At 42.9% G+C, this 18,799-nt stretch carries 17 protein-coding genes; 9 read left to right on the top strand and 8 right to left on the bottom strand.

Annotated elements, in window-relative coordinates:
• Positions 1-7 precede the first annotated feature (7 nt).
• Positions 8-1,711, top strand: coding sequence for a GGDEF domain-containing protein (locus F4W09_RS07350; protein ID WP_151504445.1), 1,704 nt, complete (start codon positions 8-10; stop codon positions 1,709-1,711).
• Between the two features lie 34 nt (positions 1,712-1,745).
• Here F4W09_RS07350 and F4W09_RS07345 read toward each other — a convergent pair whose 3' ends face one another.
• The 3 genes from F4W09_RS07345 to uvrA form a co-directional block, all read right to left on the bottom strand.
• A complete protein-coding gene (locus F4W09_RS07345) occupies positions 1,746-2,540 on the bottom strand; it encodes a toxin-antitoxin system YwqK family antitoxin (protein WP_171492408.1) in 795 nt (264 codons plus the stop codon).
• Positions 2,541-2,872: 332 nt separating this feature from the next.
• Entirely contained in the window at positions 2,873-3,721 is an 849-nt protein-coding gene (locus F4W09_RS07340; RefSeq protein ID WP_151504443.1) for an AbiJ-NTD4 domain-containing protein, read from the bottom strand.
• Between the two features lie 113 nt (positions 3,722-3,834).
• Positions 3,835-6,666, bottom strand: a complete 2,832-nt coding sequence (uvrA, locus tag F4W09_RS07335; protein WP_151504442.1) for an excinuclease ABC subunit UvrA — start codon at positions 6,664-6,666, stop codon at positions 3,835-3,837.
• 246 nt (positions 6,667-6,912) lie between these two features.
• Between uvrA and F4W09_RS07330 the strand changes: the two genes are divergently transcribed.
• The 3 genes from F4W09_RS07330 to F4W09_RS07320 all read left to right on the top strand — a co-directional run bounded on the left by F4W09_RS07330 (position 6,913) and on the right by F4W09_RS07320 (position 8,919).
• Positions 6,913-7,515 (top strand): TetR/AcrR family transcriptional regulator, encoded by a 603-nt coding sequence (locus tag F4W09_RS07330; RefSeq protein WP_151504441.1) that lies wholly within the window; start codon positions 6,913-6,915, stop codon positions 7,513-7,515.
• Positions 7,516-7,518: 3 nt separating this feature from the next.
• Entirely contained in the window at positions 7,519-8,496 is a 978-nt protein-coding gene (locus tag F4W09_RS07325; RefSeq protein WP_151504440.1) for a zinc-binding dehydrogenase, read from the top strand.
• A gap of 69 nt (positions 8,497-8,565) precedes the next feature.
• Positions 8,566-8,919 (top strand): DUF1304 domain-containing protein, encoded by a 354-nt coding sequence (locus tag F4W09_RS07320; RefSeq protein WP_131324149.1) that lies wholly within the window; start codon positions 8,566-8,568, stop codon positions 8,917-8,919.
• 68 nt (positions 8,920-8,987) lie between these two features.
• Here F4W09_RS07320 and F4W09_RS17115 read toward each other — a convergent pair whose 3' ends face one another.
• Complete coding sequence (locus F4W09_RS17115) at positions 8,988-9,140, bottom strand: hypothetical protein (protein ID WP_171492407.1); 153 nt, start codon at positions 9,138-9,140, stop codon at positions 8,988-8,990.
• Between the two features lie 157 nt (positions 9,141-9,297).
• On the opposite strand from F4W09_RS17115, the gene F4W09_RS07315 reads away from it, so the two are divergent.
• A complete protein-coding gene (locus F4W09_RS07315; RefSeq protein ID WP_016168795.1) occupies positions 9,298-9,639 on the top strand; it encodes a GlpM family protein in 342 nt (113 codons plus the stop codon).
• A gap of 43 nt (positions 9,640-9,682) precedes the next feature.
• Here the strand turns inward: F4W09_RS07315 and F4W09_RS07310 are convergent, their stop codons facing one another.
• The 3 genes from F4W09_RS07310 to tenA form a co-directional block, all read right to left on the bottom strand.
• Positions 9,683-10,489 (bottom strand): SDR family NAD(P)-dependent oxidoreductase, encoded by an 807-nt coding sequence (locus F4W09_RS07310; protein ID WP_151504439.1) that lies wholly within the window; start codon positions 10,487-10,489, stop codon positions 9,683-9,685.
• Positions 10,490-10,582: 93 nt separating this feature from the next.
• The gene (locus F4W09_RS07305) at positions 10,583-10,954 is read right to left on the bottom strand and encodes a MerR family transcriptional regulator (protein WP_151504438.1); all 372 of its coding nucleotides are present in this window, start codon (positions 10,952-10,954) and stop codon (positions 10,583-10,585) included.
• A 71-nt stretch (positions 10,955-11,025) separates the two neighbouring features.
• Positions 11,026-11,700 carry a thiaminase II gene (gene tenA, locus F4W09_RS07300; RefSeq protein ID WP_104441358.1) on the bottom strand — a complete coding sequence of 225 codons (675 nt, stop codon included), beginning with the start codon at positions 11,698-11,700 and terminating at the stop codon, positions 11,026-11,028.
• A 211-nt stretch (positions 11,701-11,911) separates the two neighbouring features.
• Here tenA and F4W09_RS07295 point away from each other — a divergent pair, with 211 nt between their 5' ends.
• The 4 genes from F4W09_RS07295 (at position 11,912) to F4W09_RS07280 (ending at position 17,128) form a co-directional block, all read left to right on the top strand.
• Positions 11,912-12,997 carry a DUF475 domain-containing protein gene (locus F4W09_RS07295; protein WP_151504437.1) on the top strand — a complete coding sequence of 362 codons (1,086 nt, stop codon included), beginning with the start codon at positions 11,912-11,914 and terminating at the stop codon, positions 12,995-12,997.
• A gap of 150 nt (positions 12,998-13,147) precedes the next feature.
• Positions 13,148-14,512, top strand: coding sequence for an MFS transporter (locus F4W09_RS07290; RefSeq protein ID WP_151504436.1), 1,365 nt, complete (start codon positions 13,148-13,150; stop codon positions 14,510-14,512).
• A 51-nt stretch (positions 14,513-14,563) separates the two neighbouring features.
• A complete protein-coding gene (ssb, locus tag F4W09_RS07285) occupies positions 14,564-15,163 on the top strand; it encodes a single-stranded DNA-binding protein (protein ID WP_104441360.1) in 600 nt (199 codons plus the stop codon).
• 525 nt (positions 15,164-15,688) lie between these two features.
• On the top strand, positions 15,689-17,128 hold the full coding sequence (locus tag F4W09_RS07280) for an amino acid permease (protein WP_151504435.1): 1,440 nt from the start codon (positions 15,689-15,691) through the stop codon (positions 17,126-17,128).
• Positions 17,129-17,200: 72 nt separating this feature from the next.
• Here the strand turns inward: F4W09_RS07280 and pdxR are convergent, their stop codons facing one another.
• On the bottom strand, positions 17,201-18,700 hold the full coding sequence (gene pdxR, locus F4W09_RS07275; protein WP_215899322.1) for a MocR-like pyridoxine biosynthesis transcription factor PdxR: 1,500 nt from the start codon (positions 18,698-18,700) through the stop codon (positions 17,201-17,203).
• Positions 18,701-18,799: the final 99 nt, after the last annotated feature.

Genomic DNA, 18,799 nt, shown 5'->3' with positions numbered 1-18,799 from the left:
CATATTCATGGCAAGATTACGTGCAGAAAATATAAGTCAGCGATTATTGGGTGCAATGTTGGTCATTGTACTTTCGTTACTGTTTATTTCCGTACCCCTTATTTTTAAAAGCCACCAAAATTACCAGCATGCACAGCTTTCCTTAACAGAGATTCAGAGTCTCCGTGCAGTTGCCGAATTATCCAATAAAATTTCACGTGAACGTGCACCCAGCAACAAAGTCATGTCGAGTACCCCTAAAGAGTATGCACAAAACCGACAAGAATTAGTTGAATATCGTCGAGGTGTGGATCAGCATATTCAGAGTACTATTTTACGTCTGAAAGAAACGGGATTTAGTACTGAAGCGATTGAAATTGTGACGCGATTACAACCACAGTTACAACAAGGGCGTGAGGCGGTAGATTCGTATGCGGCTTTGCCCCGTTCACAACGCAATATGGAACAATTGGATGCCGCCATTTTACAGATGTTCTCGGCATGGGATGCAAGTCATAATGTATTGAAAAATATGGTAATTCATTCAAAAAACCTTGATGAGCATACCTCGAATTATTATACCCTGATTTTAATTTTAGCGGATTTACGTGATCAAGCGGGGCGTGTGGCTTCGAATGTGATTGCCCCAGTAACGTTTAAACAGAAAATGCCAGATACCAATTTGGCACGTTCTTTACAAACCCAGCATCAGGCACATTATTTATGGGATTTGGTGAATACCGTCTTGCCTGAACAAGATAAAACTGCTGAATTCATGCAATTACATGACAAAGTCAGAACGGACTTTCTTGAACAGGGGATTAGTACGGTACAACATTTGATACAAGACAGCCTTTCGGGTCGACCTTATGGACTGTCGGGGACTGAGTTAACCAAGAAAATCGTCGATAAATTCAGTTCTGTTGTGAATTTGCAAACCTATATTTTAGATTATAGTTTGCAAGTGGCAGAACGAGAGAAATTACAGGCGCAACGTCAATTTTTTCTGACCCTTTTTGTGACCACTGTTTCCTTGTTTGCTGCCTTATTCACCATGATCTACGCGCGTCGTAGGGTTTTTGAACCGTTAATTCAAGCGCGAGAAACGATTTTAAATTTGTCCCAAGGCTCAAAGCTTGAGACAGCTGAAACATTACAGCATGGTTCAGGGGTAGACTCACTGTTTACCGCAATACGTAAATTAGAAAGTATGTTGCAACAACGAGATGCTTTAGAGTTTCAATTAAAAAATATTGCCAATTCTGATGCTTTAACTGGCGTAGCGAATCGTTTGGCTTTAGAGAGTTATATTCGGCACTTAGAAAATCAGCCAAAAAAACTCGAAAAGCTGGGTTTGATAGTGATTGACATTGATGATTTTAAACAAGTGAATGATCAGTATGGGCATATGATTGGCGACAAAGTGATTCAGATGGTGGCCAATATTTTAAAAGCCCATGTGCGTAGCACGGATTTAATTGTGCGTTATGGTGGCGATGAATTTTTGGTCTTGCTTGAGCAAATGAACGATGTTGAAGCGCTGAGCATAGCCGATCAGATTCGTCGTGATGTAGATAAGACAAATATGCAGGTGGGTCTAGCCCCCGATTTACATGTCTCTGTCAGTGCGGGCTATGCCATTGGCGGTGCCAGTTGGTTAGAGTTATTTCATAAAGCCGATCAGTCTTTATTTAAAGCGAAGGCGAAAGGGAAAAATGCGGTACAAGGTTAGACTTATCACCGCATCAATAAGTGTTTATTTAGAATTATTCTTCATCTTGATAGCTGCTAAGACAACTATTGCGAGCACGAGGTTTGCCAGCTTCGTTCCAACATTGGGCTTGGATAATACTGCCTGCATCATAGGTTAAAACAGCTTCAGGTGTACCATCTTCATACCAAATTTCATAACGGTTTTGTCTGAGACCATTACGGTATTCTCCGCGACGTTCCAATTTGCCGTTGTGAAACCATTGCTTGAGTTCGCCACGCATCACGCCATTTTCAAAACGGACATAGGTCCACGGTTTACCATCGGCATACCAACGCTGTTTCATGCCATCTTGCATGTCATCTTTGTATTTCATGGACAGTGCTAATTGTCCATTCGGGTGCCAAATGCGATATTCACCATCTGGAATGCCGTAGTTCATCGTTGACTCTTGTTCTTTTAAGCCGTTGGCATGCCAAAAAATGAGTTTGCCATGATAACTGCCATCTTCATATTCAATGTGGCTGCGTATTTTGCCATTCGGATAATAACTTTCGAATGTCCCTGACCCTTGCACCTGATCTGGAAAATGCACCAGATGTTCGCATTCGCTGGCTTTGCTCGAAGGCTTTTGTGTAGTGATAAATCCAGAGGTTAAGGGGCTTTGGTCGGAGTAGAAATATTGCACTAGCCATGATTTTGAAGAACCGCCTGCTTGAATACTGGGTGTACATTTGGGATGGTCTTGCCATGGATCATCACTGCCATCCGATTCTGAAGTGAAAACAACCATATTTTCATTGATATAGCCATCGGCGAAGGTGTGTAGGGACACAAGTCCTAAAGACATGCTGAGAAGAAATGCTTTCATGATTTTGATAATGTAATTGAGTTATTGAAAAGTCATAGGGCTTCTGTTTTGATAAAAGCCGAGTCGGATTTTACGTGATTTGAATTTAAATTGAGAAATAGAATTTAGATTTTGGTGTTAAGTGATTTGAATATCCGTTTGATTCTTTACCACGTCCTCGTATTCAAGTAGCAGTTTTGATTTTAGTTGCGTAGGAGTTGCCTCACTTTTGACTGGACAAAAGTGACAAAACCCATGTGTTTGACTGATGCTCAGTCCCTTGAGCACAGTCAAACGGGCGATATCCATGTCGTCTGTCATGTGATTGGGTTTCAGTTTTGGGTTTTGGTTTTTTCAATCAAATAATTAATAAAGTTGGTGCAGGCAACTAGCATAAATTTTGCATCGATATAACTTAAATTAGATTCTTCGAGCATAGCATGGCGGATGCCATCACCATCTGAGGTATAACCATAAAGCTGACTTAAACTGCTTTTAAGGGCAGGGTGTAGTCCAAATTTATCTTCAATAACTTTTAATGCTTTACCTAATGTTGTTTTTTCATCGTTAGTCACGATTTTGCAAATGGATTCAACCGCGCTAATCGATTCTTTAATTGAATTTCGATAGTCAGGTTTTTGACGATCTGACATCAGTTTTAAAGCTTGATTAAGATGTTGTTGAATACCTGAATATTGATTTGTATTTTCTAAAGCATCTTCAATTGATTGAATTTCTTGTTCAGAAGTAATTTCAATGATTTGATTATTGACGATTCGATAGGCACTATTTTCTTTTTCTAACAGCTGATTAATTAGAGCAATAAAAATTTCTTCTTTAACAGTATATTGTTCTGGATAGTTTTCTAGAGTTTCTTCAATAAAACTATAAATGGTATGCCATTCACATCGAAAGAAAAAGGACCTTATATGCTTGATTGCATCAACTGTTTTTAAAGGAATGGTGTCGGTGGGTTCTTTAAATAAATTAAACCAATAGGAATATATCAAATTTTTTAAATTTGAATCTCTATAATAATTCCAGCGACCATAGTCATGTTTTTTATTCCAAAAACAATCATTGAAAATACTCCAGATACCATTTCTTAATTCTAGATCCATACTTTCTTTTTGAATAATCTGACGAACAGGCTTATAACCGTATCTTTCTGAAAACCGCATTATTTACCCCAAAAGTTTTCTTTAATTATTTATGCTTATTTAAATCCTCCCTAACCCTCCTATGGGAAAGGAGGGAATTTCCCCTCTTTAAAAAGAGGGGCTAGGGGAGATTTTTATTTCAACAACGGCTTCAGAAATCTCGCTGTATGTGAAATTTTATTTTTCACCACTTCTTCAGGTGTACCTTCGGCAATAATCATCCCGCCACCTGCGCCACCTTCAGGACCTAAGTCAATAATCCAGTCTGCGGTTTTAATCACATCCAAATTATGCTCAATCACCACAATGGTGTTCCCTTTGTTACGAAGCTCATGCAGGATGTCGAGCAACTTAGCAATGTCATGGAAATGCAGACCTGTGGTCGGTTCATCCAGTACATACAACGTTTTACCTGTATCGCGCTTTGCCAACTCACGTGCCAGTTTTACCCGTTGAGCTTCACCGCCAGACAGCGTAGTTGCTGACTGACCCAAACGGATATAACCCAAACCAACTTGGTTCAACGTTTCTAAACGACGGTGAATGACTGGAATGGCATCGAAGAAATGCATGGCATCTTCAACCGTCATGTCCAATACATCGGAAATGTTTTTGCCTTTGTAGCCGACTTCCAAAGTTTCACGGTTATAGCGTTTACCGTGACAGTTATCACAGGGCACATACATATCTGGCAAGAAGTGCATGGCGACTTTAATCATACCGTCGCCTTCGCAGGCTTCACAGCGTCCGCCTTTCACGTTAAAGGAGAAACGACCTGCCGCATAACCGCGTGCTTTGGCTTCTGGCGTTTGGGCAAACAACTCACGAATTGGGGTAAATAAACCTGTATAGGTGGCAGGGTTGGAGCGTGGGGTTCGTCCAATCGGGCTTTGGTCAATATCTACGACTTTATCGAGGAATTGTAAGCCATCAATCGAGTCGAACTTCTCCGCAGTGAGGGTGGTTGCACCATTCAGTTGGGTTGCAGCCAATGGCAATAAGGTGCGGTTAATCAGCGTCGATTTCCCTGAACCCGACACGCCTGTGACGCAGGTCATCACACCCAGTGGAATGGTGAGGTCAACATCTTTTAGGTTGTGTCCAGCAGCACCCATGAGTTTAATCTGTTCGTCAGGACGTGGCGGTTGCGTACGTTGTTTAGGTACAGCAATTTTGAGCTTTCCAGACAGATATTGCCCTGTGAGTGAATCTTCATGACGTGCCAATTCATCCGCCGTACCTTCGGCAATAATCGTACCACCATGCACGCCCGCACCTGGACCAATATCAATAATATGATCGGCTGCACGAATCGCATCTTCATCATGTTCGACCACCAACACGGTATTGCCGAGGTCACGCAAGCGCACTAAGGTTTCCAGTAGACGGTCATTGTCACGTTGATGCAGACCAATTGATGGCTCATCCAACACGTACATTACGCCCATCAAGCCTGCACCAATTTGCGAAGCTAGACGAATACGCTGTGCTTCACCGCCCGACAGGGTTTCTGCCGAACGCGACAGGCTAAGATAATTCAATCCGACAGAAACGAGGAAGTGTAGACGCTCACGAATTTCTTTAAAAATCTTGTCGGCAATTTCACCTTTGGCACCGGTTAAATTCAGGGTTTGGTAATAGGCTTCCGCATCACCAATCGACATTTTGGTGATTTCGGCAATGGTCTTGTCTTTGACTCGCACATTGCGGGAAATTTCGTTTAAACGTGAACCGCCGCAGGCATCACAAGCCGCATTGGATAAATACTGTGCCAAATCATCCCGTACATAGTTACTCTCGGTTTCACGGTAACGACGCTCAAGATGCGGCAAAATCCCTTCAAAAGGTTGTACCCGATTGTGCTTGCGTCCACGTTCATCGATATAACTCAAATCGACCTTTTCTTTGCCTGTACCGTATAAAAATTTCTTCTGGGTATCCTTATCTAGCTCATTCCACGGGGTATCGAGTGACAATTCAAAATGGTCCGCAACTTTTTGAATCATGCTGTAGTAATACGGGCGTTGTCTGTCCCAACCACGAATGGCGCCCTGACTAATCGACAGTTCTGAATTTGGAATGAGTTTGTCTGCACTGAAATGGCTACGCGTACCTAAACCATCACAGACAGGGCAAGCACCAAAGGGATTATTAAATGAAAACAGGCGTGGTTCCAGTTCGGCCACGGCACGGTCACATTCAGGACAAGAATGCTTGGCTGAAAAGACACGATCAGGGTGTTCGCCTTTCATCCATGACAGTACTGCAATATCACCACCTAAACGTAGGGCAGTTTCAAAACTTTCCGCAATACGGTTGCCCAAATCATCACGGACTTTAAAGCGGTCGATCACCACTTCAATGGTGTGCTTTTTCTTTTTGTCCAGTTCAGGTGGTGAATCAATATCAATAATTTCCCCATCCACGCGCGCACGAACAAAACCTTGGCTTTGCAGTTGTTCAAACAGATTGCTGTATTCACCTTTGCGCTCACGCACCACAGGTGCAAGTAGCATCAGGGCTGTGCCTTCTTCAAGGGCTTTGACTGCATCGACCATTTCCGAAATGGTTTGTGCCACCATTGGTAGGTCATGTTCAGGGCAAAAAGGCGTACCGACACGTGCATAAAGTAGGCGTAGATAGTCGTAAATTTCAGTAATGGTGCCTACTGTCGAGCGTGGGTTGTGGCTAGTAGATTTTTGCTCAATGGCAATCGCTGGGCTTAAACCTTCAATCGAATCGACCTCAGGTTTTTCCATTTGCGATAAAAACTGACGCGCATAGGCAGACAACGACTCTACATAGCGGCGCTGACCTTCGGCATATAAGGTATCGAAAGCGAGAGAGGATTTACCTGAACCTGAGAGTCCCGTAATCACCACAAACTTGTCGCGGGGAATATCGAGGCTCACATTTTTTAAATTGTGGGTACGTGCACCTCGAATACGGATATGACTTTGGCTCATGAAAACATCTCAATTATTGTGCAAATAGAAACTTATATGATAGCGCTTTAAAATTGTTCAAGTCGGTGATCTGAATTTTTAAACGACAAATCATGACGGATGAATTATCCCTGAACAATGCAGCAGAGTATAGCTCGCTATTATTAACATTCATTTGCCACAGTGGCTACTTCTCGAAAGTGTAATGCAATCAAAGTTACATAAATTAACTAGACGACTGGTCTAATATTAAAATATAGTCAGCTCATGAAACGATCAAGTAAAAGTGAAGCCACCCGCCAGCATATTCTCGACACCAGTTTTCCGCTGGTATTACAGAAAGGCTTTGTCGGGGTAGGGCTACAAGAAATCTTAAAAGCCTGTGACGTGCCGAAAGGTTCGTTCTACCATTATTTTGCGTCGAAAGAGGCTTTTGGTTGTGCACTGTTAGAGCAGTACATCACGGACTATAAAAATCAGGTAGAGCAGTTGTGGCAACTGACCGATGGCAGTGCCTATGCGCGATTGATGGCGTTATGGCAAGCGTGGATTGAAGACCCGATTCATGGCGGTTGGGCAGAAAACTGTCTGATTGTGAAATTAGCGGCAGAAGTTTCAGACTTGTCTGAAGATATGCGTCAAATCCTGAATTTTGGCGTAAATAAATTAACCGAACGCGTTGCGACTTTGCTTGAGGAAGGACAGCAGGAAGGTTCCATTCCTGCACATATTCAGCCTGTAAAAATGGCGCAAGTGATGTATCAACTGTGGTTGGGCGCAGCCTTGCTGGCCAAACTGGCACAAGACAAAGCCCCTTTGCATTTGGCACTTGAAACCACACACAGCCTCTTACAACCCAACAAGGATTAACCCATGCGCAGTATTATTCATCGTCGTTTTGGCGAACCAGTTGATGTATTAGAACAAGCAGACATGCCACAACCTGAACCGAAAGCAGGGCAAGTCCGTTTAAAAGTGATTTTATCCCCGATTCATAACCATGATGTATGGACGGTACGGGGTAGCTATGGCTATAAGCCTGAATTACCTGCCATTGGGGGGAGTGAAGCAGTTGGAGTAATTGATGCATTGGGTGAAGGCGTAACAGGCTTTGAATTGGGACAGCGTGTTTCCGTAGCGGGCATTCATGGTAGTTGGGCAGAATATTGTCTAGCACCCGCAGCAGCCCTCATTCCTTTACCTGATGCGATTCCAGACGAATTGGCAGCACAGTTGATTGCCATGCCTCTCAGTTCTTTAATGTTATTGGATTTTGCCAACTTAGAGTCAGGTCAGTGGATGATTCAAAACACGGCCAATGGTGCAGTGGGTAAAACCGTGGCGATGGTAGCACAAGCACGTGGTATTCATGTGATTAACTTAGTCCGTCGTCAAGAAGCTGTTGCCGAAATGACTGCTTTAGGCATTCAAAATGTGGTGGCAACTGATCAAGCCGATTGGAAAGCCCAAGTCAAAGCCATTCAGGGGGATCAGCCATTGATGGCTGGGGTCGATTCGATTGGGGGTAAAGCCAGCGGTGAGTTGTTGAGCTTATTGGGTGAAAACTCTTTATTGGTCTCCTTCGGTAGCATGACGGGTGAAACCATGCAGATCGAGTCAGGCGATTTAATCTTTAAACAAGCCACAATCAAGGGGTTCTGGGCGAGTGTGGTGAATCAGCACATGCCTGCGGAACGTAAAAAAGCCTTGGTGGTTGAATTATTAACGCTCGCGGCACAGCAGAAACTGACCCTACCTGTCGAAGGAATTTATACTTTTGATCAGGTGTCGCAAGCAGCGGAAAAAGCAACTCAAGCAGCACGCCAAGGTAAAGTGTTATTTAAAGCTTAATTTTGAAGGTTGAAGTGGGCCGAAAGGCTCACTTTTGCCATCGCAAATAAAACAACAAGGAAAATAAAAATGCTCGGACAAATTTTAGTGGGACTCATTGCAGTTTTGCATGTGTATATTTTAGTGCTAGAAATGTTTTTATGGGATAAACCCTACGGCTTGAAAGCTTTTGGCAACACTCCTGAAAAAGCCCAATTGACCAAGGTTATGGCACAAAATCAGGGCTTGTATAATGGCTTCTTGGCAGCAGGTTTATTCTGGTCGTTGTGCGCACCTGAAAGCTATGCTTTAGCTTTGGCCAATTTCTTTTTAGGCTGTGTATTGGTGGCAGGGATTTATGGTGGTTTAACTGCCAGTAAAAAGATTATTTATATTCAGGCGGTGCCTGCGTTATTGGCGTTATTGGCAGTCAATTTACTTTAAAAAATAAAACTCTAGCGAGGTGTTAGCACCCTGTGCATAACCCCTTTGCTTGGGATGATTTAGCAAGCTCAGGCAAGTGGACGTTCAAAAATAGACTCAACCGATTTGACAGCATATTGCCGAGGAAGATCCTGATGTTGGCGGGCATAAACATTGATATCTTTTTCTAAAATCTGTAGAACCTCTTTAGTGCTGTGCAAACGTTTACACCAATAGAGCATCGTCCCATCTATCTGGAAGCAGATAGATGAGGTGGAATTGGCTCGAAATCCAAATTTTATCCTAGATATTTCCACTAAATTTACATGCAAAGCTGCCTTTTAGAGCGCAGAATATGGGAGTGGGTTAGATAGTGAAAGTATTGGATAGAACCAAAGTATGTGGGCATTATTTTTAAAATGTATGTTGGGTGCAGCAGTCGTGCTGCTGATTTCAATTTTATCCAAAAGTAAGGCTTTTTATATTGCAGGTTTGGTTCCGCTGTTTCCCACTTTCGCCTTAATTGCACATGTAATTGTGTATCAGCAAAAAGGGGCGGAAGCCTTACAAAAAACTGCGTTGTTTGGCTTATGGTCTCTGATTCCTTATGCCATTTATTTAGCTGCCGTTTATGTGTTGGCGACGCGCATGTCGATGTGGTCATGTTTGGGCGTGGCGACACTCAGTTGGGTCGTGGCGGCGGCAGGTTTAATTTATGCGTGGCAAATCTTTCAGCACTGAAAAGATTAAGCCAAGTGTCTTAATCTTTTCAAGCAGGGTGCACTTATGATGCTTTCAGAACGCGGTCTCTGAGAATACGTTCAGCCATACGAAGCATTTTCTTGCGAGACAAAATACGGGGTAATTGAGCGGTGAGATAGTTACTACACCCGACAATGATAGATGTTTTGTTTTGATCAAGGGCGACTAATGTGGCTGAAACGACGTCATCGACTGAAGAGCTTTTCATGCCGCGAGTATCAGCATTTGCCACTTGTGTAAAATTGGTTTCGGTATTGCCAGGACAAACTGCCAAGAATTTAACCCCTGAAGATGCATATTCTCCTGCAAGTGCTTCAGTAAAATTGAGCACGTAAGATTTGCTTGCTCCATAGACCGCAATATAAGGTAAAGGTTGGAAAGCTGCTGTCGATGCGATATTGATCATGATGCCTTTTTTGCTCGCCAGCATCTGTGGCAAAAATAAGTAACATAAGGACGTTACACTATTCATGTTGAGCATGATCATTTCGTTGTAGGTTGCGGCAGATTGATCTAGAAATTGACTCCATTTTCCAAATCCAGCATTGTTAATTAAAATGTCTACCGACAATTTTCGTGCTTGCACCTCATCAAACAGCTTTTGTGCTGCATGGGGTTGAGCCAAATCTAGACCAATGACTTCAACCTGAATATTATATTTTTTTTCAAGCTCATTGGCTAACTCATTCAGTTTTTGCTCAGAGCGCGCGGTTAAAATTAAGTGGATGCCTAAAGACGCAAGCTTTTGCGCATAGGCTTTGCCGATTCCTGAAGATGCGCCTGTAATTAATGCTGTTGAATTTTTAAATATAGAAAGATGAGAACTCATTTTATAAATCCATAATAAAAGGAGTTATGACCATAAACCTTTCCCCTAGGGGCAGAGTCAAGCTTTAATTTGCAGATTTGTGAATTGATGCTGCTATACAGCGCTGTTGTCGGTCATATAGGTTTGGGTAATTTCATCTTCCAATTGCTTTAAGTTTTCTTGTAAACGGTTTAAGGCTTGTTGGTGTTCTAAAATTTGCTGATGCTTGTTGGCGATTAAAGCCTTCGCCACTTCTACAGGAAATCGGTTTTGTTGATATTTTAAAACAGAAAGATCGTAAAGCTCGGCAAGACTAAATCCAACCGCTTGGGCAAGACGAATCATGTTGACTGATTGGACATCAATCGCTTCATAAATACGATAATTTCCTTTTCTTTTTGCGACGGGCAATAAACCGAGTTTTTCATAATGCCGAATAGCTTTCGGGGTGGTGCCTGTTAACGCAGCCAATTCTCCAATATACATATTTTTCCCCATCACTTAAAAAGATGATCATGAGCCAACAGCCCTCATGATCAGTTTAATAGATACTTCAATTATAGATGGTCTAAACCCAACCATTGTCTTTGATCATAAGCACTGTCCCAGAATAACCATTCGAGTTTGGCGCCCATGCGATACGCCGCGTGCATTTTTTCTAAGGTGTCGGCATCGCAACGTGCGGCGACTTTATTTACAGTGGCAATGACATTGCGCACAGCGGTATGAAATTCTTCGCCTGCATAGGTATCAATCCAAGCTTGGTACGGATTATTCGGCACAGAATGCTGCACAATGTCTTGACCAACTTCGGCATAAATCCAGAAGCACGGCAACAATGCAGCCAGCACGACAGGATAACTTTCTGACCACGCAGTTGCACTTAAAAATGACGTGTAATGATGACAAGCCAAGGTCAGTGGTGTAGTTTCAAACTGTTGTTTAGAGACATCGAATTCTTGCATAAAGCTGTCATGCAAACTGCGCTCAACCACAATCGCAATTTTGGCGGCATCCGAAAATTGCATGACATCATCGGCTTCATACGCTTTTGCTGCACATACCGCTAAAGCACGGCCATATGCCAATAAATAATGCGCATCTTGAATGACATAATGAGAAAAGGCTTCACGGCTGAGCGTACCTTGTGCGAGTTCTTGGTTGAAAGGAAGCGCTAAAGTTTTTTGGTAGAGGTCGAGATTACGCTGCCACAATTGTTCAGAAAAAAGCATGCGGGTTTCCTGGTCTAGCTTTACAAATTATGGCGACTAGACTAACCCAAGCATGCCCAATAGACGACCCATTTTTTATAGGGCAAAGTTCTTCGCAGAAAAAATCGCAGAACAATTTTGGTTTAGCGTGTAAAAGCGTCATAATATCGCGCATGAATTTTTATGCTGTAGTCATGCTATAGCGCTCTTATTATCCAAAGGTCACTTCGTTATGATGAAACATTTTGGTTTCTCTATCTTATTTACGATTGTGTGTCTTGCCATTTCTGCTTATTGGGGCTTTACGCATGGTCCTGAAGCAGGCTTGAAGACCATGTTTACTGCGCTGACCATTACTGCAATTTTGGCGGTAATGGAAGTTTCATTGTCATTTGATAATGCGGTCGTGAATGCTTCGGTCCTCCGCGGATGGGATCATTTTTGGAAAATGATCTTCTTAACCGTGGGTATCATTATTGCCGTATTTGGCATGCGTCTGGTGTTCCCAATTGTGATTGTGGCTGTGACTGCCGATATGGGCATGCTCGAAGTGGTGAATATGGCATTGAATGAGCCGCAACAATATTCAGAAAAACTGATGGCCCATCATGCTGAAATTGCCGCTTTTGGTGGCGCGTTCTTGTTATTGGTGTTTTTGAATTTCTTCTTTGATGAAGGTAAAGACACGCACTGGTTCAGATGGTTAGAGCACCGTTTAGCCAACCTAGCCAACGTTCCTGCAATGTCTGTCTTTATTTCACTGATTGCATTGTTGATTATGGCAGCCAATGTTTCAGATGCTGAACGTTTGTTGGTAACGATGGCGGGTATTTGGGGCATTGTGGTGTATATCGGTGTGCAAGTGCTGAGTCATTTGTTAGGTGGTGAGCCTGAAATTGATGAAGAGGGCAATGCCGTGGCACATGATGCCAGTGGTGCATCTACAGGTGTGATCAAAGCAGGTTTGGGGGGCTTTATTTATCTTGAAGTCCTCGATGCTTCATTCAGTTTTGATGGTGTAATTGGCGCATTTGCGATTACTTCGGATGTGGTCATCATTATGCTAGGTCTAGCAATTGGTGCGATGTTCGTGCGTTCAATGACGATTTATCTGGTTGAAAAAGGCACCCTCGATGCCTACATTTTCCTTGAACATGGTGCGCATTATGCGATTGGTGCTTTGGCATTCATCATGTTGGCCAGTGGGACAGGTGTTCATGTTCCAGAAGTGGTCACAGGTTTAATTGGTGTCGCCTTTATTGTTTGGGCCGTTATTGCTTCCATTCAATATAGTAAGCGCCAAGGGCAGCAAGGCTAAATTGTTTGTGTGAACGAAATGTCCACACAGTAGAGTTCAGGGTGCATTGAATTGCGCCCTTTTTTCTTGAGATAATTCCAGAATCGTCACGCATTCATATCTGAATGTTGTAGCATAACCTCCAAATTCAACGCATTTAAGTCTATTGATATGATGAATTCCTTAGAACGCCGTTCGACCTTTGCTTTAAGCAGTATTTTTGCATTGCGCATGTTGGGCCTGTTCATGATTATTCCAGTCTTTTCCGTGGCTGGTCAGTCGTATCAATATGCGACACCTGCGCTGATTGGTTTGGCTGTGGGCGTGTATGGGCTTAGTCAAGCCATTTTACAAATTCCGTTTAGCTTAATTGCTGACCGTTTTAGCCGAAAGCCTTTGGTGGTATTGGGTTTATTGTTGTTCGCGGTTGGTGGTGCAGTCGCAGCGATGTCTGACACCATTTATGGCGTGATTATTGGTCGTGCCATTGCGGGCGCGGGAGCGGTTTCTGCGGTGGTGATGGCTTTGCTGGCTGATGTCACCCGTGAAGAGCAACGTACCAAGGCCATGGCGGCTATGGGCATGAGTATTGGTTTGTCTTTTGTGGTGGCCTTTAGTTTGGGTCCTTGGCTGACCAGTCTAGTGGGCATTTCGGGCTTGTTCTGGGTCACGACCATTATGGGCTTGGCGGCTATCGCCATGTTGTTGCTGGTGCCTAAAGTGACTCGACATCATAAAAATTTCCAACAAGGTTATTTGGCACAGTTAAAGCAAGTGCTGAAAATGTCAGATCTAAATCGTCTGCATGTGTCCGTATTTACTTTGCATTTATTGCTTACCGCAATGTTTATCTATGTGCCATCCCAATTAATTGAATTTGCAAAAATTCCATTAGCCAAGCATGGTTTAATTTATCTGCCTTTGCTGGTCATTAGCCTGTTTTTTGCTTTCCCCAGTATTATTGTGGCGGAAAAATATCGCAAAATGCGCAGTATTTTCCTCACTGCCATTGCAGGTATCATTTTAGGTTTAATTACCCTCATTTTTGGCTATGAATCTAAATATATCTTATTGATCGGACTGGGTTTATTCTTCATTGCCTTTAATGTCATGGAAGCTTTATTGCCATCGTGGCTGTCTAAGGCTGCACCGATTCAATCCAAAGCCACTGCGATGGGCGTAAATGCCAGCAGTCAGTTTTTAGGGGCATTTTTTGGCGGTACATTGGGTGGTCAATTATTGATGCTGAATAACACGGCATTCGGTTGGAGTATCCTCACCGCAATTGCTATAATTTGGCTACTCATCAGTTTTGGCTTGGCTCAACCACGTTATCTTTCATCGTTGGTATTGCGCTTACCTGAAAATAAACAAACAGATGAGTGGACTTCTCAACTTTTAGCGATTCGTGGTATTGAAGAAGTTGTGGTGATGTCGGACCAACAAGTGGCCTATGTGAAAGTAGATAAGCAGCGGATTGATGAAGCTGCGCGACAACATTTAACGCACTTGTTGGGGAAAGAGGTAGCCATTTAAGCATAACTCTTATAAAGTAAATAATAGAAATAGATAGGAAGTAAACATCAGATGCGCGGTGTAAATAAAGTTATTTTAGTGGGCACATTAGGCCGAGATCCAGAGACGAAAACTTTTCCAAATGGGGGCTCGCTTACTCAGTTTTCAATCGCAACCAGCGATTCTTGGACTGACAAAAGCACAGGTGAACGTAAAGAACAAACTGAATGGCACCGAATTGTCTTGCACAATCGTTTAGGTGAAATTGCTCAGCAATATTTACGTAAAGGTTCGAAGGTTTATATTGAAGGTTCATTGCGTACGCGCCAATGGACAGATCAAAATGGTCAAGAACGTTACACCACAGAGATTCGTGGTGAACAAATGCAAATGCTTGATTCGAACCGTCAGCAAGGTGAAGGTGTGCCAAGCGATAACGCTGGGTTTAACCAACCGCGTTTTAACAATAACCAGAACAGTGGTTATGGCAATAACACGGGTTATAACAACAATAATAATAACCAAGGTTATGGCAACGCAGGCGGTTTTAACAATAATCAGGGCGGCGGTAACCAAGGTGGTTATGGCAACAATAATCCAGGTGGTTTTGCACCTAAAGCAGCACCTTCTGCACCAGCACCTGCAGATTTGGATGATGATTTACCGTTCTAGATCATAGATCTAAGGCAAATATTTTAATCCAATTGCCTCCAAAACAGATAAAACCTTCTTGGCTTTGCTAGGAAGGTTTTTTTATTGAGTCTGACTACACAGTGTCAAGTCAGACCAAAGTTATAGAGAAGGGTGAACCGATCCCTTTTAACATATTGTTTATTCTAACTTGCATTTATTTTAACTGTATCTTAATGATAACAAATTGATATATATCTATTTTTATATTAAATATGCGTTGTATTCAACGGTTGAAAATATTGAAAAATAACATAAACGCACAAAATTGGTGCATAAAAGCAACAATTGGCTCTTTCCTTCATAAGAAAAATGGCTCTCGTTTCTTGAGCGCCAAAACGACAAATTAAGCCTATATAGAAGTATGCATACGGAAACGTCGGATTTGCCCACTCAATCTTTCTCCTTAGGCGATTGGGCAGATTCACCAGAAAATTAGGAATATTGATGACCTAGAGTAAACTGACTTTGGGACAGCTATATTTCTATCATGTTAAGGAAAATTGTATGGCTGGACATCAAACGTCAGGAGCCAACGGCTCTCAAGGCTTACATAACGGGCTTAAATCTCGCCATTTGACCATGATCTCAATTGCAGGTGTCATTGGTGGTTCTTTATTTGTCGGTTCAGGCAGTATTATTTATAACACTGGACCTGTGGTCTTTCTCACTTATGCTTTAGGCGGTTTATTGGTTTGGTTCATCATGCGTATGCTTGGTGAAATGGCTGTTTTAAACCCTGATAGTGGTTCTTTTTCTACTTATGCGGACCGTGCCATTGGTCGTTGGGCGGGTTTCTCAATTGGTTGGCTGTATTGGTGTACGCTCGCCATGCTCATGGGCTGGGAAGCTTATGTTGCGGGCAAAATTTTAAATAATTGGTTTCCCTTTATCCCGATCTGGGCCTATATGACAGTTGTCATTGTTGCTTTGGTCGCGGTCAACTTACAAAACGTAAAAAACTACGGTGAATTTGAATTCTGGTTTGCGCTCATCAAAGTCATTGCGATTGTAATCTTTCTTGTGCTCGGCAGTTTAGCGATTATGCACTTATGGCCTTGGGGCAATCCTGCTGCATCAGGCATCAGCAATTTAACCGCACAAGGTTTTATGCCCAATGGAGCATCCTCGGTCATTACGGCTTTACTGGGGGTAATGTTTGCTTATATTGGCGCTGAAATTGTCACCGTTGCAGCCGCAGAATCAGCGGATCCTTCTAAGGAAATTCGCAAGGCTTCTAACTCAGTCGTTTGGCGTATTATCTTATTCTATGTGGGTTCAATGTTTGTAGCCGTATGTTTGATTCCGCATAACAATGAACTTTTGAAAGATTCGACTTGGGGTACCTATAGCGTGACCTTAACGGCACTTGGAATTCCTGGCGCACGTCATATTGTCAACTTTGTCGTACTGACTTCAGTATGTAGCTGCTTTAACTCGGCACTGTATACCTGTTCACGTATGTTGTTCTCTCTAGGCAAACGTGGCGATGCACCGAAAAATTTTGGTACGGTGAACCGTCATGGCAGTCCAGCGGTAGGCGTGATTGTTTCTTGCTTCTTCTCTGTGATTGCGGTGATTTTAACGGCAACCAAGAGTATGGATGTTTATGATGTATTCATGCTCACTACAGGTGCAGCAACGCTATACGTGTACTTGGCAATTGCTTATTCGCAACTGCGTATGCGTAAAAAACTTGAAGCTGAAGGGGTACAAATTGATTTTAAAATGTGGATGTTCCCTTATGTGACTTATGGTGTGATCATTGCCATTATTGGGGCAATTCTGACCATGTTGATTGAAGGCACTTATTTTAAAGAAGTGATTTATACGACGGTCTTGTTCGGTACGATTGTATTCTTTGGATTACTTTCGGAAAAATTGGGTTGGGGAAAAGAGCGTAGGGCTTCTCATTTAGCACATCACAATACAGAAAAACTGGTTTAAGCTGCGTTAATCTGAATTGAAAAAAAAGAGTCTCTAATTGGAGACTCTTTTTTTTTGATGCTATTCAGATAATTAATTTACGGTGGGTACACCAGCTTCACGTAGACATTGTAATAGCACACCAAAAGACATCACCATATCGCGCTCATTCACACATGCAAAGCCCATCAGCAGTCCACGCTGCGCACGTGCATGCGAGTGCATATAATATTGAGACAAGGGACGAACTTTAATACCACGTTCTAAAGCTTTAGACGCAATCGCAACATCATCGCACTGTTCAGGCAGTTTCATAACCAGATGTAGACCTGAATCATGGCTATATTCGTGGACAAATTCGGGTCCTAAATAGCGATGGATCAAATCGACCAGATAAGCACGACGCTTACCATACAGTAGGCGCATACGTCGAATATGTGCTTCATAATGCCCTTCACGAATAAACACCGCTAAGGCTTTCTGTTCGAGTAAATGTCCACCACGATAAAGTTCTGCGGCCAAAATCCGTAATGGTGAAAAGAGCGAACGTGGCACCACCAAGTAGCCAATACGTAGTGCAGGGTAAATGGTTTTACTGAATGTTCCCATGTAAATGACGGGAGCATCGGATTCTAAACCTTGCAGCGATGGATAGGGTTGACCCGAGAAGCGGAATTCACTGTCATAGTCATCTTCCACGATCCAGCTATTATTTTGCTTGGCAATACTCAAGAGCTGCTTGCGTCGTTCTAGGCTTAGATGTGATCCCAACGGATATTGATGTGACGGCGTCACAAAAATCAGTTTGGGTGGTTTTTTCGGGTTTTGTTCTGGAATAATACCGTCGGCATCGACAGGCATGGGGTGAATGTCTAGGCCATTAATACGCAAAGTGTTGCGCATTCCCCAATAAGCAGGATCTTCAATCCAGACCTGATCGCCAATATCACACAGGGCACGAGAGACCAAATCTATGGCTTGATGAATCCCTTCGGTAATAATAATTTGGTCGGTATCGCATTGAACTGAACGGGCGACACGTAAATAATCGGCCAGCGCACTACGCAGTTCTAGGCAGCCGCCAGCATTGCTGTAAATTAATTGTTCAATATTGGGTTCACGGTTTAAACGTGCTTGAATCCGACTAAAAATATGATGTGGAAATTCAGTCACATCAGGTGCACCCGGTACAAAAGCACCCCATTGATGTGGAGATGCCGCGGCATGTCCCATCACTTGTGTACCACGTTGTGATAAAGATGCATTTTTTTTGGCTTTGGCAATTCCTTCAACTTTCTTGCCATGAATGGTATTTAAAAATACTTCGGGTAAGTGCTCCGCAACCCAAGTACCGTGACCCGTACGTGCTTCCAAATAGCCTTCGGCTTGCAGTTGCTCATAAGCAGACAGCACGGTATTGCGCGATACCTTGACTTCATTGGCCAAATCACGAGATGCAGGTAAGCGCGTTTTGGGCTGAATCACACCTTCGGTAATCGCACCTCTCAAGCAACGGAATAGGCGTTGATGTAGCTTACCCTCCGTATCTTGCTGGAGACGTTGTAATAAATGATCACCTAACAAACTGCGCAATTGGCTCTCTCCTACAGTTAAAAAGTGGCTCTGGTCAGTTGACCCAAGAAGCGCGAAATTACAGTCATAGGCAGTCATTGTAAAGCATCCTGAAATTAG

Source organism: Acinetobacter tandoii, assembly GCF_008867985.1.
GTDB lineage: Bacteria > Pseudomonadota > Gammaproteobacteria > Pseudomonadales > Moraxellaceae > Acinetobacter > Acinetobacter tandoii.
This window is presented reverse-complemented; position numbering and strand designations above follow the sequence as displayed.

Bases quoted from the DNA above. Each gene is read 5' to 3' on its own strand.
- F4W09_RS07350 (WP_151504445.1), top strand. From the start codon at position 8: ATGGCAAGATTACGTGCAGAAAATATAAGTCAGCGATTATTGGGTGCA.
- F4W09_RS07345 (WP_171492408.1), bottom strand. From the start codon at position 2,540: ATGTCTTTAGGACTTGTGTCCCTACACACCTTCGCCGATGGCTATATC.
- F4W09_RS07340 (WP_151504443.1), bottom strand. From the start codon at position 3,721: ATGCGGTTTTCAGAAAGATACGGTTATAAGCCTGTTCGTCAGATTATT.
- uvrA (WP_151504442.1), bottom strand. From the start codon at position 6,666: ATGAGCCAAAGTCATATCCGTATTCGAGGTGCACGTACCCACAATTTA.
- F4W09_RS07330 (WP_151504441.1), top strand. From the start codon at position 6,913: ATGAAACGATCAAGTAAAAGTGAAGCCACCCGCCAGCATATTCTCGAC.
- F4W09_RS07325 (WP_151504440.1), top strand. From the start codon at position 7,519: ATGCGCAGTATTATTCATCGTCGTTTTGGCGAACCAGTTGATGTATTA.
- F4W09_RS07320 (WP_131324149.1), top strand. From the start codon at position 8,566: ATGCTCGGACAAATTTTAGTGGGACTCATTGCAGTTTTGCATGTGTAT.
- F4W09_RS17115 (WP_171492407.1), bottom strand. From the start codon at position 9,140: ATGCTCTATTGGTGTAAACGTTTGCACAGCACTAAAGAGGTTCTACAG.
- F4W09_RS07315 (WP_016168795.1), top strand. From the start codon at position 9,298: ATGTGGGCATTATTTTTAAAATGTATGTTGGGTGCAGCAGTCGTGCTG.
- F4W09_RS07310 (WP_151504439.1), bottom strand. From the start codon at position 10,489: ATGAGTTCTCATCTTTCTATATTTAAAAATTCAACAGCATTAATTACA.
- F4W09_RS07305 (WP_151504438.1), bottom strand. From the start codon at position 10,954: ATGTATATTGGAGAATTGGCTGCGTTAACAGGCACCACCCCGAAAGCT.
- tenA (WP_104441358.1), bottom strand. From the start codon at position 11,700: ATGCTTTTTTCTGAACAATTGTGGCAGCGTAATCTCGACCTCTACCAA.
- F4W09_RS07295 (WP_151504437.1), top strand. From the start codon at position 11,912: ATGATGAAACATTTTGGTTTCTCTATCTTATTTACGATTGTGTGTCTT.
- F4W09_RS07290 (WP_151504436.1), top strand. From the start codon at position 13,148: ATGATGAATTCCTTAGAACGCCGTTCGACCTTTGCTTTAAGCAGTATT.
- ssb (WP_104441360.1), top strand. From the start codon at position 14,564: ATGCGCGGTGTAAATAAAGTTATTTTAGTGGGCACATTAGGCCGAGAT.
- F4W09_RS07280 (WP_151504435.1), top strand. From the start codon at position 15,689: ATGGCTGGACATCAAACGTCAGGAGCCAACGGCTCTCAAGGCTTACAT.